The 18,691-nt window shown below is 72.1% G+C and carries 14 protein-coding genes; 7 read left to right on the top strand and 7 right to left on the bottom strand.

The window, feature by feature from the left end; all coding sequences use genetic code 11:
* Nucleotides 1–5 precede the first annotated feature (5 nt).
* The 3 genes from ABZ267_RS25845 to ABZ267_RS25835 all read left to right on the top strand — a co-directional run bounded on the left by ABZ267_RS25845 (nucleotide 6) and on the right by ABZ267_RS25835 (nucleotide 5,283).
* Nucleotides 6–1,514, top strand: a complete 1,509-nt coding sequence (locus ABZ267_RS25845; RefSeq protein ID WP_356751032.1) for a Gfo/Idh/MocA family oxidoreductase — start codon at nucleotides 6–8, stop codon at nucleotides 1,512–1,514.
* Between the two features lie 164 nt (nucleotides 1,515–1,678).
* Complete coding sequence (locus ABZ267_RS25840) at nucleotides 1,679–3,505, top strand: ABC transporter ATP-binding protein (protein WP_356751034.1); 1,827 nt, start codon at nucleotides 1,679–1,681, stop codon at nucleotides 3,503–3,505.
* Nucleotides 3,502–5,283 carry an ABC transporter ATP-binding protein gene (locus ABZ267_RS25835; RefSeq protein WP_356751036.1) on the top strand — a complete coding sequence of 594 codons (1,782 nt, stop codon included), beginning with the start codon at nucleotides 3,502–3,504 and terminating at the stop codon, nucleotides 5,281–5,283. Before ABZ267_RS25840 ends, ABZ267_RS25835 begins: the two co-directional genes overlap by 4 nt.
* Before the next feature lie 12 nt (nucleotides 5,284–5,295).
* Here the strand turns inward: ABZ267_RS25835 and ABZ267_RS25830 are convergent, their stop codons facing one another.
* Entirely contained in the window at nucleotides 5,296–6,834 is a 1,539-nt protein-coding gene (locus ABZ267_RS25830) for a fused MFS/spermidine synthase (protein WP_356751038.1), read from the bottom strand.
* A gap of 233 nt (nucleotides 6,835–7,067) precedes the next feature.
* Between ABZ267_RS25830 and ABZ267_RS25825 the strand changes: the two genes are divergently transcribed.
* Nucleotides 7,068–8,105: an NlpC/P60 family protein gene (locus ABZ267_RS25825; RefSeq protein ID WP_356751040.1), complete on the top strand. Its 1,038-nt coding sequence runs from the start codon at nucleotides 7,068–7,070 to the stop codon at nucleotides 8,103–8,105.
* Between the two features lie 27 nt (nucleotides 8,106–8,132).
* On the opposite strand, the gene ABZ267_RS25820 is transcribed toward ABZ267_RS25825, so the two are convergent.
* From ABZ267_RS25820 to ABZ267_RS25805, 4 genes are all read right to left on the bottom strand, one after another.
* Nucleotides 8,133–9,035 carry a M56 family metallopeptidase gene (locus ABZ267_RS25820; RefSeq protein WP_356751042.1) on the bottom strand — a complete coding sequence of 301 codons (903 nt, stop codon included), beginning with the start codon at nucleotides 9,033–9,035 and terminating at the stop codon, nucleotides 8,133–8,135.
* A complete protein-coding gene (locus ABZ267_RS25815; RefSeq protein ID WP_356751044.1) occupies nucleotides 9,032–9,400 on the bottom strand; it encodes a BlaI/MecI/CopY family transcriptional regulator in 369 nt (122 codons plus the stop codon). The genes ABZ267_RS25820 and ABZ267_RS25815 overlap by 4 nt, the downstream gene beginning before the upstream one ends.
* A gap of 107 nt (nucleotides 9,401–9,507) precedes the next feature.
* Nucleotides 9,508–10,170, bottom strand: coding sequence for a thioredoxin domain-containing protein (locus ABZ267_RS25810; RefSeq protein ID WP_356751046.1), 663 nt, complete (start codon nucleotides 10,168–10,170; stop codon nucleotides 9,508–9,510).
* Between the two features lie 81 nt (nucleotides 10,171–10,251).
* Nucleotides 10,252–10,896 carry a hypothetical protein gene (locus tag ABZ267_RS25805; RefSeq protein WP_356751048.1) on the bottom strand — a complete coding sequence of 215 codons (645 nt, stop codon included), beginning with the start codon at nucleotides 10,894–10,896 and terminating at the stop codon, nucleotides 10,252–10,254.
* Nucleotides 10,897–11,053: 157 nt separating this feature from the next.
* On the opposite strand from ABZ267_RS25805, the gene ABZ267_RS25800 reads away from it, so the two are divergent.
* Both ABZ267_RS25800 and ABZ267_RS25795 read left to right on the top strand, forming a co-directional pair.
* The gene (locus ABZ267_RS25800) at nucleotides 11,054–12,076 is read left to right on the top strand and encodes an aminoglycoside phosphotransferase family protein (protein WP_356751050.1); all 1,023 of its coding nucleotides are present in this window, start codon (nucleotides 11,054–11,056) and stop codon (nucleotides 12,074–12,076) included.
* Between the two features lie 151 nt (nucleotides 12,077–12,227).
* Nucleotides 12,228–13,589, top strand: a complete 1,362-nt coding sequence (locus ABZ267_RS25795) for an NAD(P)/FAD-dependent oxidoreductase (RefSeq protein ID WP_356751052.1) — start codon at nucleotides 12,228–12,230, stop codon at nucleotides 13,587–13,589.
* Between the two features lie 37 nt (nucleotides 13,590–13,626).
* On the opposite strand, the gene ABZ267_RS25790 is transcribed toward ABZ267_RS25795, so the two are convergent.
* On the bottom strand, nucleotides 13,627–15,162 hold the full coding sequence (locus ABZ267_RS25790) for an ATP-dependent DNA ligase (protein WP_356751054.1): 1,536 nt from the start codon (nucleotides 15,160–15,162) through the stop codon (nucleotides 13,627–13,629).
* Between the two features lie 56 nt (nucleotides 15,163–15,218).
* A complete protein-coding gene (locus ABZ267_RS25785; protein ID WP_356751056.1) occupies nucleotides 15,219–16,010 on the bottom strand; it encodes a metal-dependent hydrolase in 792 nt (263 codons plus the stop codon).
* A gap of 77 nt (nucleotides 16,011–16,087) precedes the next feature.
* Here ABZ267_RS25785 and ABZ267_RS25780 point away from each other — a divergent pair, with 77 nt between their 5' ends.
* A complete protein-coding gene (locus ABZ267_RS25780) occupies nucleotides 16,088–18,661 on the top strand; it encodes a DUF3516 domain-containing protein (RefSeq protein ID WP_356751058.1) in 2,574 nt (857 codons plus the stop codon).
* The last annotated feature ends 30 nt before the right edge of the window (nucleotides 18,662–18,691 follow it).

The raw sequence follows: 18,691 nt of genomic DNA, 5'->3' as shown, positions 1-18,691 counted from the left end.
GCTCGATGAACGACGACGCCCGGCCCGGACAGACACCGCAGGACCTCCCCCCGCAGAACTCCGGCAACCCGCAGAGCACCGGCAACCCGCCGGACACCGGCAACAATGCCAACCAGCAGGATCCCAGCCGCCGTTCGGTGCTGTGGACCACGGCGGGCGTGGCCGGCGCCGGGCTCGGCCTGAGCGCGCTCACGGGAGGCACCGCGTCGGCCGCCGGGGCCTCGATCCCGGAGGCCGTGGAGGCCGCCGCGGCCGCTCCCGCGCGTCAGGGCCGCACCATGGTCGACGTCCCCTTCGAGCGGCGCTCGACCGTACGGGTCGGCATCGTGGGCCTCGGCAACCGCGGCGACAGCATGATCGACCTCTTCCTCGCCGTTCCCGGCGTCCGGGTCGTGGCGGTCTGCGATCCGGTGCGCGAGAAGACGGTGAAGGCCGCCGCCAAGGTGACGGCCGCCGGACAGCCCGCGCCCGCCGTCTACGCCAAGGGCGAGGACGACTACGTCAACCTCTGCCGGCGCGGGGACATCGACTTCGTCTATGTGGCCACCCCGTGGGAGACGCACTTCCCGATGGCCAAGGCGGCGATGCTGAACGGCAAGCACGTCGGCGTGGAGTGCCCGATCGCGATGCGCCTGGACGAGCTCTGGCAGCTCGTCGACCTCTCCGAGCGCACCCGGCGCCACTGCATGCAGCTGGAGAACTGCTGTTACGGCAAGAACGAGATGCGGGTGCTCCGGATGGCGCACGCGGGCCTCTTCGGGGACCTGCTGCACGGCGCGGGAGCGTACAACCACGATCTGCGTGAGCTGATGTTCGACCCGGACTACTACGAGGGCCCGTGGCGGCGGCTCTGGCACACGCGGCTGCGCGGCGACCTCTACCCGAACCACGGGTTCGGGCCGGTCGCCAACTACATGGACGTCAACCGCGGCGACCGTGCCGTCTCCATCACCAGCGTAGGCACTCCGGCTCTCGGCCTCGCCGCGTACCGGAAGGAGCACATGCCGGCCGGCGACCCGAGCTGGAAGGAGTCGTACATCGGCGCCGACCGGACGATCAGCCTCGTCCAGACCGCCAAGGGCCGAGTGATCCGGCTGGAGCACGATGTGTCCTCGCCGCATCCGTACTCGCGTATCAACAGCCTCGGCGGTACCCGCGGCGTCTTCGAGGACTACCCGGAGCGGATCTACCTGGAGCCCACGAACACCGACCACCAGTGGGACGACTTCAAGAAGTACGCCGAGTGGGACCACTGGCTGTGGAAGGAGCACGCCAATCCGCCGGGCGGCCATGGCGGGATGGACTACATCATGATCTTCCGACTGATGCAGTGCATGCGGCTCGGCCTCGTCCCGGACTTCGACGTGTACGACGCGGCCGTCTGGACGGCTCCCGTGCCGCTGAGCCACCTCTCCATCAAGGCCAAGGGCGCGCCGCTGCCGATACCGGACTTCACCCGCGGCGCGTGGAAGAAGGCCAGGTCCGGCATGGACTCGGAGAAGCCGGCGGCCTGACGGGCTGCGGGGTCCCGGCCGGCTCGGCACGGGACCCCGCACGGTCTCCCAGCAGCGGAAAACCGGTTGCCCCGAAGGGGGACGGGAAGCGAACCTTGCACGGTTTGGTCACCCCGTTCTCCGAGGTCCGCACGGGCCTCGCGCATACCGAGCCCTGGGACGTCATGCAGATTCGCGATCTTCCGTATTCGGATCCCGGCGACCCCGATGTGCGGTCGGGCCCTCGCTTCCTGTACTGGCTCGGGCGCCATCAGCTCGGCGGACAGCTCAAGGCGCTCGGCTGGGGACTGCTCCACCAGCTGAGCATCGCCGGCCTCCCGGTCACCGTCGGCGTCGCCGTCCAGGCCGTCATCGAACGCTCCGGCGCACGCCTGGCGCTGGCCGGCGGTCTGATCCTGGCCCTCGGCGTCCTCATCGCACTGGGCGACACCATGCTCCACCGGACCGCCGTGACCAACTGGATCACCGCCGCCGCCCGGTTGCAGCAGCTCCTGGCGCGTAAGACGGCCGAGCTGGGAGCCGCACTGACCCGGCGGGTCGCGGCCGGTGAGGTGGTGGCCGTGTCGACCGGCGACGTGGAGAAGATCGGCTGGTTCGTCGAGGCTCTCTCGCGCTTCCTGGCCGCCGCCATCGCGCTGGTCGTGGTCTGCGTCGGCCTGGTCATCTACCTTCCGACCCTCGGCGTCCTGGTGGCCGTCGCCATGCCGGTGCTGGCCCTCGCCGTCCTGCCGCTCCTCCCCCGTGCCACCCGGCGCGCCGACGAGCAGCGTGAGAAGGCGGGCAAGGCGACCGAGCTGGCCTCGGACACCGTGGCCGGACTGCGGGTGCTGCGCGGCATCGGCGGCGAGGAGCTGTTCCTCGGCCGCTACCGCCGCGCCTCGCAGGAGGTCCGCAAGGCGGCCGTGCGCAGCGCGCGGATGTGGGCGCTGATCTCGGCGGTGCAGGTGCTGCTGCCGGGCATCCTGCTGATCTCGCTGGTCTGGTACGGAGCGACGCTGGCGCGCGAGGGCCGCATCGACGTGGGCCAGCTGGTCACGGTCTACAGCGCGGCCACGCTGATGCTGTTCCCTCTCCGTCATTTCGAGGAGATCGCGATGGCCTACTCCTTCTCGCGGCCGTCCGCACAGCGCGCCGTACGGGTGCTGTCGCTGCGCCGCAGTGACCGGACGGCCACCGAGGCGGGCGTTCCGTCGGGCGATCTGTACGACCCGGCCACCGGGCTGATGGCCCACCAGGGCCAGTTCACCGCGGTGGTCTGCGGCGATCCGGACGAGGCGGGACGGCTGGCCGAACGCCTCGGCGGCCACGCGCAGACCGGCGACGAGAGCACCGACGCGGAGAAGAAGGCACCCTCCGTCCTGCTCGGCGCCGTCGCACTGGACGAACTTCCGCTGGACACCGCGCGTACCGCCGTCCTCGTCCAGGACAAGGATCCGGTGCTGCTCTCCGGCACGCTCCAGGAGCTGCTGGACGTACCGTCCTCGGGCCTGGTCACCGCCGAGCAGGCGCTGGAGGCCGCGCAGTGCGGCGATGTGCTCGCCGCGCTGGCGCAGGCCTCGCCGGACGACGACGGGGATCCGATGCGGACCCGGATCACCGAGCGCGGCAGGTCGCTCTCCGGCGGTCAGCGTCAGCGCCTCGCGCTGGCCCGGTCGCTGATCACCGACCCGGAGGCACTGGTCCTGGACGAGCCGACCTCAGCCGTCGACTCGCACACCGAGGCGCGCGTCGCCGCCGGGGTCGCGGCGCTGCGCCGGGGCCGTACGACGGTCGCGTTCGCCTCCTCGCCGCTGCTGCTGGACGTGGCCGACCGGGTCGTCCTCGTCCACGAGGGCAGCGTGGTCGCCGCGGGCACCCACCGCGAGCTGCTGCGCACGGAACCGCGCTACCGGGCCGTCGTCACCCGCGAGACCGACGAGGAAGCGGCGGCGGACAACGTCACGGTCCCCGCCATGGACACCAGCACCCAGGAAATCGAGGAGACGGCATGATCGGCGTCGCACCACCGGCGTACGACCCGGCCGCCCCGGAGTCGGCCACCACCCTGCCCGTGGGCACCCCCACGACCGTACGGACCTACGTACGCGGTCTCCTGCGGCGTCACCGCAAGGCCTTCGCGCTCCTGGTCGGTGCCAACGCGGTGGCGGTCATCGCGTCGATCGCCGGGCCGTATCTGCTCGGCGGGCTGGTCGAGGACCTCGCCGACGGGGTCACCGACCTCCATCTGGAGCGCACGGCGGCCATCTTCGCCGTCGCGCTGGTCATCCAGACGGTGTTCACCCGGTCCATGCGGCTGCGCGGGGCCATGCTGGGCGAGGAGATGCTCGCCGATCTGCGCGAGGACTTCCTCGTACGGTCGGTGGGGCTGCCGCCGGGCGTCCTGGAGCGGGCCGGGACCGGCGATCTGCTCTCCCGGATCACCACGGACATCGACCGGCTGGCCAACGCGATGCGCGAGGCCGTGCCGCAGCTGGCGATCGGCGTCGTCTGGGCCGGGCTGCTGCTCGGCGCGCTCACCGTGACCGCTCCTCCGCTGGCGCTGGCCGTGGCGATCGCGCTGCCGCTGCTGATCGTCGGCTGCCGCTGGTACTTCCGGCGCGCCCCCTCGGCCTACCGCGCGGAGGCCGCCGGTTACGCGGCCGTCGCCGCGATGCTCGCTGAGACGGTGGACGCCGGGCGGACCGTGGAGGCGCACCGCCTCGGCGCCCGCCGGGTGGCGCTGTCGGACCGGCGGATCACGGAGTGGACGGCGTGGGAGCGGTACACGCTGTTCCTGCGCTCGGTGCTCTTCCCGGTGATCAACGCGACGTACGTGACGATCCTCGGCGCGGTCCTGCTGATCGGCGGCTGGTTCGTGCTGGAGGGCTGGCTGACGGTCGGCCAGCTGACCACGGGTGCGCTGCTGGCCCAGATGATGGTCGACCCGATCGGCCTCATCCTGCGCTGGTACGACGAACTCCAGGTGGCCCAGGTGTCGTTGGCGCGGCTGGTCGGCGTACGGGAGATCGAGCCGGACGCCGGTGACACGGAGGTCGGGCCGGACGGCCGGGACGTACGGGCGGACGAGGTGCGGTTCGGCTACCGGGAGGGCGTCGACGTGCTGCACCGGGTGTCGCTGGACGTGGCTCCGGGGACGCGGCTGGCGCTGGTCGGGCCTTCGGGCGCGGGCAAGTCGACGCTCGGACGGCTGCTGGCCGGGATCTACGCTCCGCGCACCGGGGAAGTGACGCTCGGCGGCGCCGAGTTGTCGCGGATGACGGCCGAGCGGGTGCGGGAGCATGTGGCGCTGGTCAACCAGGAGCACCACGTCTTCGTCGGTTCGCTGCGGGACAACCTGCTGCTGGCGCGGGACGGCGCGAAGGACGCGGAGCTGTGGGTCTCGCTGGCGGCGGTGGACGCGGACGGCTGGGCGAAGGGGCTGGAGAAGGGGCTGGACACGGAGGTGGGTTCGGGCGGGTTCGCGCTGACGCCCGCGCAGGCGCAGCAGATCGCGCTGGCCCGGCTGGTGCTGGCCGATCCGCACACGCTGGTCCTGGACGAGGCGACCTCGCTGCTCGACCCGCGGGCCGCCCGCCACCTGGAGCGTTCACTGGCCCGGGTGCTGGAGGGCCGTACGGTGGTGGCGATCGCGCACCGGCTGCACACGGCCCATGACGCGGACGTGATCGCGGTCGTGGAGGACGGCCGGATCAGCGAACTCGGCAGCCATGACGAGCTGGTGGCGGCGGACGGCGCGTACGCGGCGCTGTGGCGGTCCTGGCACGGGTGAGCGGCCCCGGCCTCACCGTACGGTTCGCGTGGGGTGGGGCTGGAGGAGCTGGTCCACGGGTGCGTGGTCGTCGGTGAGGACCGGTGCGTCGCCGGTCCAGGCGGTGACGGTGTCGCCGGTGGCGATCTTCCAGCCCGTCTCGCGGGCGTCCAGGGCCTTCTGGATCGCGGGCGCGTCGAAGGGCCGGTCGGAGGCGAGCACCACCATGTTGCCGCCCATGGGGACGGCGGCCGGATCGAGGCCGATGTCCACGGCGGTGCCGACGACGGCGACGTACGCGAACACCTCGGCCAGCGTGGCGACTTCGGCGCGGGCGAACTCCAGTCGGCCGTGGTCGATGAGGTTGGCCGCGTACAGCCCGTCGTCCTTGAGCACCCGGCGTACGTCCCGCAGCGCCTCCGACGTCGTGAGGTGCCACGGCACGCTGACGCCTCCGAAGGCGTCGCCGACGACGAGGTCGCGGCTGTCGGCGTCGATCCGCTTCAGGCCGAGCCGTGCGTCCTCCACGCGTACGTCGATGCCGCTGGAGGCGCCGAGGTTGAGCTGCTCGCGGTCGATGCGGACGACGCCGCCGTCGATCTCCGAGACGAGGCTGCGGGTTCCGGGTCGGGTGGCTGCGAGATGGCGCGGGAAGGTGAGGCCGCCGCCTCCGATGTGGTGGGCGGCGAGCGGTTCAGCCGTGGCGAAGGTGGCATCGACGACGGCCGCGAAGGCGCGTACGTAACCGAACCGGAGATACGTCGGGTCCTCGACGTCGACGTAGGAGTGGCGCAGCCCGTCCAGGACGAGCGTGCGGCCGGTGGACCGCTCGGGGTCGGCGACGATCCGGGCGCAGTGGTAGCGGGTCTCCGCGTCGCAGCCGCCGGGCGCGAACGCGGTGGCGAGGGAGCCCGCGACGACGGTGGCCAGCGCCACGGCCGAGGCCCGGCGCCAGCGGCGCGCCCGCCATCCGGCCAGCGCGGCGCCGATGACCAGCAAAGTGCCGAGGCCGATCAGGATGGAGCTGACGGGCAGCCGTGAGATCAGGACGAAGCCGGTGAGGACCGTGCCGACGATGGCGCCGAAGGTGCCGACGCCGGAGAGCCGTCCCACCACCGTCCCGGTCTCGGCGAGGCTGGTGAGCCGCAGCTTGGTCACGAGCGGGGTCACCGCGGAGAGCAGCGCGCCGGGTACGAGCAGAGTGGCCGCGGCGACCAGCAGGAGCGCCGGCGGCGCCCACTCCGCGGTGGTGCGGAGCAGGAGCGGCGTGAGCGCGACGACCACGCCGGAGACGCCGAGCGCGGGACCGATGAGCCGGTGCGGATCGACCTGGTCGGCGACGCGTCCGCCGAGCCAGGAGCCCAGCGCGATCGCGGTGAGCGCGATGCCGATGACCAGGGTGCTGGTTTCGAGGGTGAGGCCGAGGTATGGGGCCAGCAGCCGCAGCGCGACGATCTCGACCACCAGGACCGCGGCCGAGGATCCGAACACGAGGACCGCGGCGGCGCGTTGGCCCAGGCCTTCGTGGCGGGGCGGGTCGTCGGCCGGAGGCGGGGAGGACGGTGTGGTCACGGCAGCATCCTCGCACGCGGACGGCGGAGCTCCGGGCGGACGGACGGTGGAACCCGGGTCCTACCGGTTGACGGGACTCCGGTCCGGCGGTCGGCGGAAGCCGGATCGCGGGTGGACGGAACTCGGGCCCGGCGGACGGCGCTTGGAGAGCGCCCACTAAGTTGATTAGTATGCGTGGCCTAGCCTCCGCACGGCCCCTCGGTCGGCGGCCGAGGAAGAAGGAGCCCGCCCCAGTGGCCTCCCACCGTCGTCCCAAGCAGCCCACCAGCGGCTACGCGTCCGTGCTCACGGCGACCGCCGCGGTGAGCGTGGCGCTCTCCGCCTCGCCGGCGTCCGCCGACCCGCAGCCCGATCCGAACAAGAAGGGCGTGCAGGCGCAGATAGACCGCCTTTACGAGGAGGCGACCCAGGCCACGGAGAAGTACAACGGGGCGAAGGAGAACGCGGAGAAGCTCCGCGAGGAGGCCGACAATCTCCAGGAGGCCGTGGCCCGCAAGCAGGACGACCTCAACGAGCTGCGACGCGGCCTCGGTTCGGCGGCCGCCGCCCAGTACCGCGGCGGCGGGATCGACCCGTCGGTGCGGCTGCTGCTCTCCTCCGACCCGGACGCGTATCTGGACGAGGCGGCGGTCCTTGACCGGCTGAGCGCACGCCAGTCGCAGGCGCTCCACCGCTTCCTCTCCGAGCAGCGCGCCCTCCAGCAGCAGCGCACCCAGGCCGGTACCAAGCTCGCCGACCTCCAGGACACCCGGAAGGAACTGGGCGACCGGAAGAAGGAGATCCAGGGCAAGCTGGCCGAGGCGCAGCGGCTCCTCAACACGCTGACGGCCAAGGAGCGGGCCGAGATCGCCGCCAAGGAGGAGCGCGCCAACCGCTCCAGCGCGCGGGTCGAGCTCGGCAACGAGGCCAGCGCGTCGGGCATCACGGCCGCGGCCTTCGCGGCGGCCGAGTCCCGGGTCGGCATGCCGTACGTGTGGGGCGCCACGGGTCCGGGGTCGTTCGACTGCTCGGGGCTGACCTCCTGGGCGTTCCGCCAGGCAGGCGTCAACCTGCCGCGCACCTCGCAGGCGCAGGCCGACGCCGGGACCCGGATCAGCTCGCTGAGCGCGCTCAAGCCCGGCGACCTCGTCATCATGCGCACCGACCTGAGCCATGTCGGCTTCTACGCCGGGAACGGCCAGATCCTCCACTCGCCGAAGCCTGGTGCCGTGGTGCGCTTCGAGTCCATGGCGCGCAGCGGGATGCCGTTCATGTGGGGCGTACGGATCTGAGTCCGGCGCTCACGCGAGTCCTGCCGCTCACGCCAGTCCGGCGTGACAGGTCAGCAGGACCGGCAGCAGCGGAGCCAGGAGAGCGCCGGTGCCGACCGTGCAGCGTAGGGCCGGGTGGGCGCCGCGCTGGGGCGCCAGGACGCGCCGGAGGCGGATCACCACCGTCTCGCCGCCGACCGCCAGCGTCCCGCGCGGCGCCCGGCCGGCGGCGAGCGTGAACATGGCGGTGGCCAGCGCGTGGTGCGGGGCGCGGCGCAGGGCGCGGTCGTCGGCGGCCATCTCCAGCAGCATCGGGATCTGCTCGCGCAGGTGGCGGGCCAGCGGCAGCGCCGGAAAGATCCAGGCGAAGGCGTGGGCCGCCGCGATGAGCAGGTGGTGGCGGCCGTGGATGTGGGCCCGCTCGTGTTCGACGACGGCGCCGAGCTCATCGCGCGAGAGGGCGTCGACCGCGCCGCTGCTGACGACGACCCGCGGCCGGCGGCCCGGCAGGCAGTACGCGGCGGGCTCGGCGTGCTCCACCACCGTGGCCCGCAGCAGCGCCGAGGGCCGGCCCACCTTGTCCAGGACATCGCGGTGCCGGGCCCGTGCGGCGTACGCCCGTACGGCGTGGAAGGCGAAGCCGGACAGATGCGCGGCGAGCAGCACGACGAGTGCCACCAGGCCCCAGGACGGGCCCGTGCCTCCGTCGGGTTCGCCGCCGAGTCCCAGGGCCGCGCGGCAGGAGTAGAGGATGCCGTGCAGATGAGCACCTGGTGTGGTGAGGTGCGCGGCGGCCAGCTGGACGCAGAGCGAGAAGGACGCCGCGAGCGCGAACCAGACGGCGACCGCCAGCAGCGGTGCGCGCTGCGGCCAACCGCTGCGGAGCAGCAGGCGCGGAGCCAGTACGCCGACGGCGGCCGCGTAGCCGAGGAAGGCCGGGGCGGCGTTCACAGCGCGCCGTCCCGGCCCGTCGCCCGCAGCGCCTCACGCAACGCGGCGACCTCCTCGTCGGTCATCCGCTCCACGAAGTGGACAAGAGCGGCCGAGCGGTCCCGGCTCGCTCCCAGAGCGTCCTCCATGAGGGCCGCCGCGTACGCCTCACGGCTGCGCACCGGCGTGTAGAGCCAGGCCTGGCCCTGCTTCCGCCGGGTCAGCCAGCCCTTGTTGTAGAGGATCGTGGCCACGGTCATCACCGTCGTGTAGGCGGCGGGACGGCGGAGGTTGATGTCGTCCACGACCTCGCGGACCGTCGCCGGTCTGTCCCAGGTCCACAGGCGGTCCATGATCTCGGCCTCAAGCTCTCCGAGCCTTCGCATGCCCCGTCCCTCTCCCGTCCCGCGCCTCTTTTATGCGCCCGCGTTCACATACTAGGTTCGCGAGGCGGCTTCAGGAGCACGGACCATACGGGCTGCGCGCGGCCGCATCACTTACGCGCGAGCCGCTTCTCGACGAGCGCGCGGAACTCCTCGTACGAACCGGGGTTGGGGATCCTGAGGCCGTCGACGAAGAACGTCGGTGTGCCCTGGACGCCGAGGCCGAGGCCGTCGCGCTGGTCGGCCTCGATCCGCTCGGCGGTCGCCGGATCGTTCAGCGCGGCGGTGAACTTCCTCATGTCGAGGCCGAGTTCCTCGGCGTACGTGCGGAAGAGCGGTTCCTTGGACTCGTCGGCCTCGACCCACTGCGCCTGGGTGGCGAAGAGCTTGCCGTACATCTCCTCGAACTTGCCCTGCTGTGCGGCGGCCTCCACCGTACGGGCGGCGAGCCCGCCGTTCCTGTGGCCCGGCATCGGGAAGTAGCGGGCGATGAAGGTGACCCGGTCCCCGTACTCCTCACGCAGCTTCTCCACGGCCGGGTACACCGCTCCGCACGACTCGCACTCGAAGTCCAGGAACTCCACCACCGTCAGCTCGCTCCGCTCCGGCGAGGTGAGCCGGTGGCTGGAGGCTCGTACGGGCTGGGCCTGGGCTGCGGCCTCGATGTCCGCCATTCCTCGGTCGCGGTCCTCGGGTGCCAGCAGCAGGAAGGAGCCGAGGCCGGCGGCGAAGGCCGCCAGGATCACTGCGGCGACGATCAGATGCTTCTTCATGGGTCGTTCGTCCTCATGGATGTGGCCGGACACGCCGGTGGTCGGGTGTCCGGCGGGGCAGGACGGGCGTGGCGGGGCCCGTCAGGGCAGGCAGAGGCCGCCGGCCGGCATCGGCCGGACGAGCGGCGGCCCGGCCGGAGGGGCCCGCCCCGACCGCAGCCGCGCGAGGACGGCGGACCTGAGCCGCCGCGTACGCCTTCGGTGCCCGCGCCGCGACCCATGGACGCGAGGTTCGCGGGCCGGCGGCCGTACGACGTCCAGGAGGCGGCCGACCGCCGCCAGCAAGGGCCGTCCGGGCCCGAGCAGCAGCTCCGTGAGGCCCAGGGCGCGTGCCGCGACGAGCAGAGCGACCAGCTGTCCGGAGAGCAGCACGCCTGAAGGGACATGCGTGCTAGCCGCGTGCTCGGTCCAGAGCGGCACGCCGTCCGCGCCAACCGCCCGGCAGACACCGGGCAGCGCGTACGCCAGGTGGTAGGCCAGCTGTGAGACGGCGAGGACGCCGACGACCTGGTTGTCCGACAGGCGCCGCCGCGTCAGCACCACCGCCGCCGGAACCGCGATCACCGCGACCGCGGCGACGACGGCCCACATCGGTGCCTGGCAGCGCTCGAGGAGATGAGCGGCGAGCGGCAGCGACACGCACAGCACGGCGAGCGACCCGGCCCGCAGCCCGCGCGCCATCCCGGCCGCCGGTGAGGCGGTGCGCGAGGCGCGGAGCGGCGGCATACCAGGGCTTTCAAGGAGGCGGAGCGGCTGCGGAGGGCCTGCGCACGACCGCGCACGCACCCGCAGCGTACTCGTCGCGCCTAGGCCTCCCTTCTACGGGATGAGAGCGACCGAAATGGACATGCGTGGTTGATCGTGCTGGTGGTCGAATGTTCCGATGCGCAGAGGTGACGACGACAGGGCCGAGGCCGTGGACCGCGGCCGCTTTCCGGACGCCAGGACCCCTTGGGACGACCCGGACCGCCGGGCCGAGGCACTGGACTGGGCGACCGGCCGGCTGGCGGCCCACGGGCTGCGCGCGTCCGGCCGCCGGCGGGTCCGGCTGCGCCCGTGGTCGGTGCTCGTACGGTTCTCCGTCGACGGTGGCCACGGCGACCGGCCGGTGTGGTTCAAGGCCGTGCCGCCTGCCGCCGCCTTCGAGGCGGGTCTCGCCGCCGGCCTGGCCGCCTGGGTGCCGGACCATGTCCTGGCGCCGCTCGCCGTCGAGGCGGAGCGCGGCTGGTGCCTGCTGCCGGACGGCGGGCCGCTGTTCCGGCAGGTGCTGGACGAGGGCGCGGGCACGCTCGCGGACTGGGAGGACGCCGTGCGGAGTTACGCGGTGATGCAGCGCGCGCTCGTCCCGTACGCGGAGAAGATGGCGGGTCTCGGTGTGCCCAGCGCCCGCCCGTACGAACTGCCGGGCCTGTTCGACACACTGGCGGCGGAGAACGAGGCGCTGACCAGAGACGACCGGACGGCGCTGGAGGCGCTGCGGCCCCGGCTGGTGGAGTGGTGTGAGGAGCTGGCGGCGGTGGGCGTGGCCGATTCGCTGGACCATGCCGATCTGCACGACGGCCAGCTCTTCCGTCCCGCTCCCGGCCGGTTCACCTTCTTCGACTGGGGCGACGCGCTGGTCGGCCACCCGTTCTCCAGCCTGCTGGTTCCCGCACGGTCGGCCGAGGACCGGTTCGGGCCGGCGGCCCTGACCCGGCTCCGGGACGCCTATCTGGAGCCGTGGACGGGCGACGGGATCGCGGCGGGCGACCTGCGGCGCGCGGTGAGCCTGGCCTGGCGGCTCGCCGCGCTGGGCCGGGCCGCCTCCTGGGGCCGGATGTTCCCCGCTCCCGGCGCTCCGGCCGCACCCGGCGGCGCCGAGACGGCCCACTGGCTGTGCGAACTGCGCACCGAGCCGCCGATGTGACCGTGGCGGCCCGCCGGTCCACCGTGCGGCGGCCCGTTCACCCCCGTCGGGAGGCGGTCCGGAGTGCATCCGGTGAGGATGAGGAGTGCATCGGCCGGTATACGGGGCAGGCGAGCGCAGAACCACGCAAGCCCGAGAAGGGACGCAGACCGTGGCACCACCCAGGATTCTCGTCGTCGGCGCCGGCTTCGCAGGTGTCGAATGTGTACAGCGGCTGGAGCGCAAGCTCGCTCCGGGCGAGGCCGACATCGCGCTCGTCACACCGTTCTCGTACCAGCTCTATCTACCACTGCTGCCTCAGGTGGCCTCCGGCGTGCTGACCCCGCAGTCCGTCGCGGTCTCTTTGCGCCGCAGCCGCCGCCACCGCACCCGGATCATCCCCGGCGGAGCGATCGGCGTGGACACGAAGGCCAAAGTCTGCGTCATCCGCAAGATCACGGGCGAAGTCGTCAACGAGGCGTACGACTACATCGTGCTGGCCGCCGGAAGTGTGACCCGGACGTTCGACATCCCCGGACTGGTGGAGCACGCGCGCGGCATGAAGACGCTGGCGGAGGCGGCGTACGTACGGGACCACGTCATCGCGCAGCTCGATCTGGCCGACGCCAGCCAGGACGAGGCGGAGCGCGCCTCGCGGCTCCAGTTCGTCGTGGTCGGCGGCGGTTACGCCGGTACGGAGACGGCTGCCTGCCTCCAGCGCCTCACCACCAACGCGATCCGGCACTATCCGCGGCTGGACCCGAGGCTGATCAAGTGGCACCTGATCGACATCGCGCCCAAGCTCATGCCAGAACTCGGCGACAAGCTGGGGCGGGCCGCGCTGGACGTGCTCCGCAAGCGGAACATCGACGTGTCGCTCGGCGTCTCGATCGCCAAGGCCGAGGCCGAGGAGGTCACGTTCACCGACGGCCGGGTGCTGCCGTGCCGGACGCTGATCTGGACCGCCGGAGTCGCCGCCAGCCCGCTGATCGCCACGCTCGGCGCGGAGACCGTACGCGGCCGGCTCGCCGTCACACCGCAGCTGAAGCTGCCGGGTTCGGACGGGGTGTTCTCGCTCGGCGACGCGGCAGCGGTGCCCGATCTGGCCAAGGGCGACGGGGCGGTCTGTCCGCCGACCGCGCAGCACGCGATGCGGCAGGGCAAGGTGATGGCGGACAACCTGATCGCCTCGCTGCGCAATCAGCCGCTCAAGGACTACGTCCACAAGGACCTGGGTCTCGTCGTGGACCTCGGTGGCAAGGACGCGGTCTCCAAGCCGCTCGGCATCGAGCTGCACGGGCTGCCGGCGCAGGCCGTGGCGCGCGGCTACCACTGGTCGGCGCTGCGGACGAACGTCGCCAAGACCCGGGTCATGACGAACTGGCTGCTCAACGCGGTCGCCGGTGACGACTTCGTACGGACCGGGTTCCAGGCGCGCAAGCCGGCGACGCTGCGGGACTTCGAGTACACGGACGCCTATCTGACGCCGGAGCAGATCAAGGAGCACACGGCTTCGGCGACGATCAAGCACTGACCGCACGGTGAGCGCGCTCCGTTCCGGCGGGGCGCGCTCACCGCTGTTGTGCGAGGACCGTCTCCACCGTGTCCGCCTCCTGGGCCGTCTTGTCCTCGCGGTAGCGCAGGACGCGGGCGAAGCGGAGGGTGACACCGGCCGGGTAGCGGGTGGAGCGCTGGAGGCCGTCGTAGGCGATCTCCACGACGAGTTCCGGCCGTACGGTCACCACGTGCCCGTTCTCCTCGGTCGCCAGCTCCCGCAGCTTCTCGGTCTGCCACTCCAGCAGCGCGTCGGTGAGCCCTTTGAAGGTCTTGCCGAGCATCGCGAAGCTGCCGTCGGGCCGGCGCGCGCCGAGGTGAAGGTTGGAGAGCTTTCCCGTACGCCGTCCGCTCCCCCATTCGGCGGCCAGCACCACCAGGTCCAGGGTGTGCACCGGCTTGACCTTCAGCCAGGACGCGCCGCGGCGGCCCGCGCTGTAGGCGGCGGCCAGGTCCTTGACGACGACGCCTTCGTGGCCGCGCTCCAAGGTCTCGGCGAGGAACGCCTCGGCTCGCCGGCGCGCGTCCGCGTCCTCGAGGTCCGGCACCAGCGCGCGCCGGACCCGCAGGTTCTCGGGGACCAGCCGGGCCAAGGCGGCGTGGCGCTCGGCGAACGGCAGGTCGAGCAGCTCCTCGCCGTCGGCCGAGAGAGCGTCGAAGAAGACCGGCACGATCGGTACGCCGGCGGCCGCGGCGGCCACGTCCCGGCGCGAGCCGACCCGGGCGGCGGTCTCCTGGAACGGGCGCGGCCTGCCGTCACCGCCGAGCGCGATCACCTCGCCGTCCAGGATGAAGCGTCCGGTCTTCAGCGCGGCCACGGCCGTGACGAGCTCGGGCAGCCGGTCGGTGATGTCGTCCAGGGTCCGGGTGTAGGCACGGACGCGGTCGCCGTCCCGGTGCACCTGGACGCGGATGCCGTCGAGCTTCTCCTCCACCGCGCACGGGCCCAGCTTGTCGACGGCCTCCAGGACGGAGGCGGCGGTGTGGGCCAGCATCGGCTGGACGGGCCGGCCGACGGTGAGGCGGAAGGCGGCGAGCGCTTCGGGCCCGTCCGCGAGGAGGGTCCGGGCCACGTCCTGGAGCGATCCGGCGAGCATCACGGCCCGGCGGACGTCGGCGGGCGGGGCTTCGGCGGCCTTGGCCAGCGCGTCGGCGGCGACGGCGTCCAGAGCGCCTTGGCGGACCTCGCCGGTGAGCAGGGCCTTCAGGAAGCGCTGTTCGTCCTCGGTGGCGGCGGCGAAGAGAGCGCGGAGCCGTTCGCGGCGCAGGGCCTGGGAGCCGGTGCCGGAGACGGCGGCCAGCGCGGTCAGGTCGGCGTCGACGCCGGTGACGGTGAGCGTGGGCTCGGCGGCGGGTTCGACGGGGTCGCCGAAGGACCGCCAGCCGACGCCGATCCGGCCCTGGGGCAGCCGTCCGGCGAGGTACGGGATGACGACGGGGACGTCGTCGGGTCCGGCGTCCCGGAAGAGCGCGGCGAGGAGCGCCACCTTCTTGGACCGGGCGGAGGTGGCGGCGACCTCCAGGGAGACCTGGGCGAGCTCGGCGAGCAGCATGCGGCCATGGTGCTACGGGGCCGGGCGGACCGCCCGCCCGCAACGCGGCCGACGGGTCATATGTAGTTGAGCGCGGCCGCTCCGCCCACTCCTCCGAGCACCATGAACGCGGGCATCAGCAGCTTGATCTCGATCCAGCTGCCGGCCCGGAACCGCATGAACTTCGGAGGGCCGAGCGGGTACCAGCGCTTGCCGCCGATCGGCAGCGGCCACAGGACCGGGCACCCGGAGACGGTCAGCGCGTCGCCGATGTCGTGGACCAGGGCGCCGAGCACGATGGGCAGGCCGAGCCACATGTACTCCTGGCCGGGAGCGTCGAAGAGCCAGCCGGCGCCGTTGCCGGGCTGGTCCAGGACGCCGGCGAGGATCCAGGCGCTGGTGGCGCCGAGCAGCCAGACGAGGACGTCGCTGGAGACCCGGGCGGCGCGCCAGAGCAGGCCTTCGACGGCGAGCACCAGGTGGACGAAGAGGATCGCGAGGACCGCCCAGCGCCCGCCGCTGACCGCGGCGAAGGAGCAGCCGGCGCCCATCAGGACGGCGAAGAACCAGGTGTGGGTCAGTGTCCGGTGGCCGCCGGTGCGGCGAGGGTCGGCCTTGCTCTTGGTGGCCTTGTAGACGGCGTACGAGAGCTTGTCGGTGATCTCGCAGAGCCCTTTGGAGAGCGGGCCGAAGGCGCGCGAGATGGTGGCCGACTTGTGGTCGAGGTCCGGCGCGAGCGCGGCTCCGGCGCAGATCAGCGCTCCGACGACGAGGACGGGCCAGGGCATCGTGTGGCCCGCGGCGGCCGCCGCCGCGCCCACCCCCAGCCAGGCCGCTGCCCCTGACAGGGAGTGTGCCGGTCCCATCATGGTCGCTTCCGCCCCCAGTGCGTCACGTGCCCATCACCGGTGCGGTGCGGGCTGGTTGAGTGCGCAGCGTATCGCCCATGATCTTCGTGGTGCCCGCCGGTTCCCTCATCCGGTCCGAAGGCAGGCAAGATGGGGGCGTGACCCTCATCGACCAGCTCCCCCGGACCGCCGACCCCGACGCCCTCTTCGAGGCCTTCTCGTCATGGACCGAGAGCCAGGGCATCACGCTGTATCCGGCTCAGGAGGAGGCGCTGATCGAGGTGGTCTCCGGCGCCAACGTGATCCTTTCCACGCCGACCGGCTCGGGCAAGAGCCTGGTGGCGGCCGCCGCGCACTTCACCGCGCTGGCCCAGGACAAGGTGACGTTCTACACCGCGCCGATCAAGGCGCTGGTCTCGGAGAAGTTCTTCGACCTGTGCAAGCTCTTCGGCACCGAGAACGTCGGGATGCTGACCGGTGACGCCTCGGTCAACGCCGACGCTCCGGTGATCTGCTGTACGGCGGAGGTGCTGGCCTCCATCGCGCTGCGCGACGGCAAGTACGCCGACATCGGCCAGGTCGTGATGGACGAGTTCCACTTCTACGCCGAGCCGGACCGTGGCTGGGCCTGGCAGATCCCGCTGCTGGAGCTGCCGCAGGCCCAGTTCGTCCTGATGTCGGCGACGCTCGGCGATGTCGCGATGTTCGAGAAGGACCTGACCCGCCGCACCGGCCGTCCCACCTCCGTGGTGCGCTCGGCGACCCGTCCGGTGCCGCTGAGCTACGAGTACCGCTTCACGCCGATCACCGAGACGCTGACCGAGCTGCTGGACACCCGGCAGTCGCCGGTCTACATCGTGCACTTCACGCAGGCGGCGGCGGTCGAGCGGGCGCAGTCGCTGATGAGCATCAACATGTGCACGAAGGCGGAGAAGGAGAAGATCGCCGATCTGATCGGCAGCTTCCGCTTCACCACCAAGTTCGGCCAGAACCTCTCCCGGTACGTACGCCACGGCATCGGCGTGCACCACGCAGGCATGCTGCCCAAGTACCGCCGCCTGGTGGAGAAGCTGGCGCAGGCGGGTCTGCTGAAGGTGATCTGCGGTACGGACACGCTCGGCGTCGGCGTCAACGTACCGATCCGTACGGTGCTGTTCACGGCGCTCACCAAGTACGACGGGACCCGGGTGCGGACGCTGCGGGCGCGGGAGTTCCACCAGATCGCCGGGCGGGCCGGGCGGGCCGGGTTCGACACGGCCGGGTTCGTCGTGGCGCAGGCTCCCGAGCACGTCATCGAGAACGAGAAGGCCGTCAAGAAGGCGGGCGACGACCCGAAGAAGAAGCGCAAGGTGGTCCGCAAGAAGGCGCCCGAGGGTTTCGTCGCCTGGTCGGAGACCACGTTCGACAAGCTGATCCAGTCCGAGCCGGAGCCGCTGAGCTCCCGCTTCCGGGTCACGCACACGATGCTGCTCGCGGTCATCGCGCGTCCCGGCAACGCCTTCGCGGCGATGCGGCATCTGCTGGAGGACAACCACGAGCCGCGCCGGGCACAGCTGCGGCACATCCGGCGGGCCATCGCCATCTACCGCTCGCTGCTGGACGGCGGTGTGGTGGAGCAGTTGGAGACGCCGGACGCCGAGGGCCGGATCGTGCGGCTGACGGTCGACCTCCAGCAGGACTTCGCGCTGAACCAGCCGCTCTCCACGTTCGCGCTGGCCGCGTTCGACCTGCTGGACGCCGAATCGCCGTCGTACGCACTGGACATGGTCTCGGTCGTCGAGTCGACGCTGGACGATCCGCGGCAGATCCTGGCGGCCCAGCAGAACAAGGCGCGCGGTGAGGCCGTGGGCCAGATGAAGGCCGACGGGGTCGAGTACGAGGAGCGGATGGAATTGCTCCAGGAGGTCACGTACCCCAAGCCGCTGAGCGAGCTGCTGTGGCACGCCTACGACGTGTACCGCACGAGCCACCCGTGGGTGAACGACCATCCGGTGTCGCCGAAGTCGGTGATCCGGGACATGTTCGAACGGGCCATGACCTTCACGGAGTTCACCTCGCACTACGAGCTGGCCCGGACCGAGGGCATCGTGCTGCGGTATCTGGCGAGCGCGTACAAGGCGCTGGAGCACACGATTCCGGACGACGTGAAGTCGGAGGACCTCCAGGATCTGATCTCCTGGCTCGGCGAGATGGTCCGCCAGGTCGACTCCAGTCTGCTGGACGAGTGGGAGCAGCTGGCCAACCCCGAGGTGGAGACCGCCGAGCAGGCGCAGGAGAAGGCGGACGAGGTCAAGCCGGTCACGGCCAACCCGCGCGCCTTCCGGGTGCTGGTGCGCAACGCGATGTTCCGGCGGGTGGAGCTGGCCGCGCTGGACCGGGTACGGGACCTGGGCGAGCTGGACGGCGACTCCGGGTGGGACGAGGACGCGTGGGGCGAGGCGCTGGACGGGTACTGGGACGCGCACGAGGAGATCGGCACCGGCCCGGACGCGCGCGGTCCGAAGCTGCTGAAGATCGAGGAGGACCCGGCGCACGGGCTGTGGCGGGTCTGGCAGGCGTTCGCCGATCCGGCGGGCGACCACGACTGGGGCATCAAGGCCGAGGTGGATCTCGCCGCGTCCGACGAGGAGGGCCGGGCGGTCGTCCGGGTCACCGAGGTCGGCCAGCTGTGAGCGGATCCCCGACGCGGAACTGGAGAGGTA

Origin of the sequence: Streptomyces sp. NPDC006174 (genome assembly GCF_040614075.1) — a bacterium.
Taxonomy (GTDB): domain Bacteria; phylum Actinomycetota; class Actinomycetes; order Streptomycetales; family Streptomycetaceae; genus Streptomyces.
The sequence above is the reverse complement of the archived record's forward strand: the minus strand, read 5'-3'. Positions and strand labels throughout refer to the sequence as shown.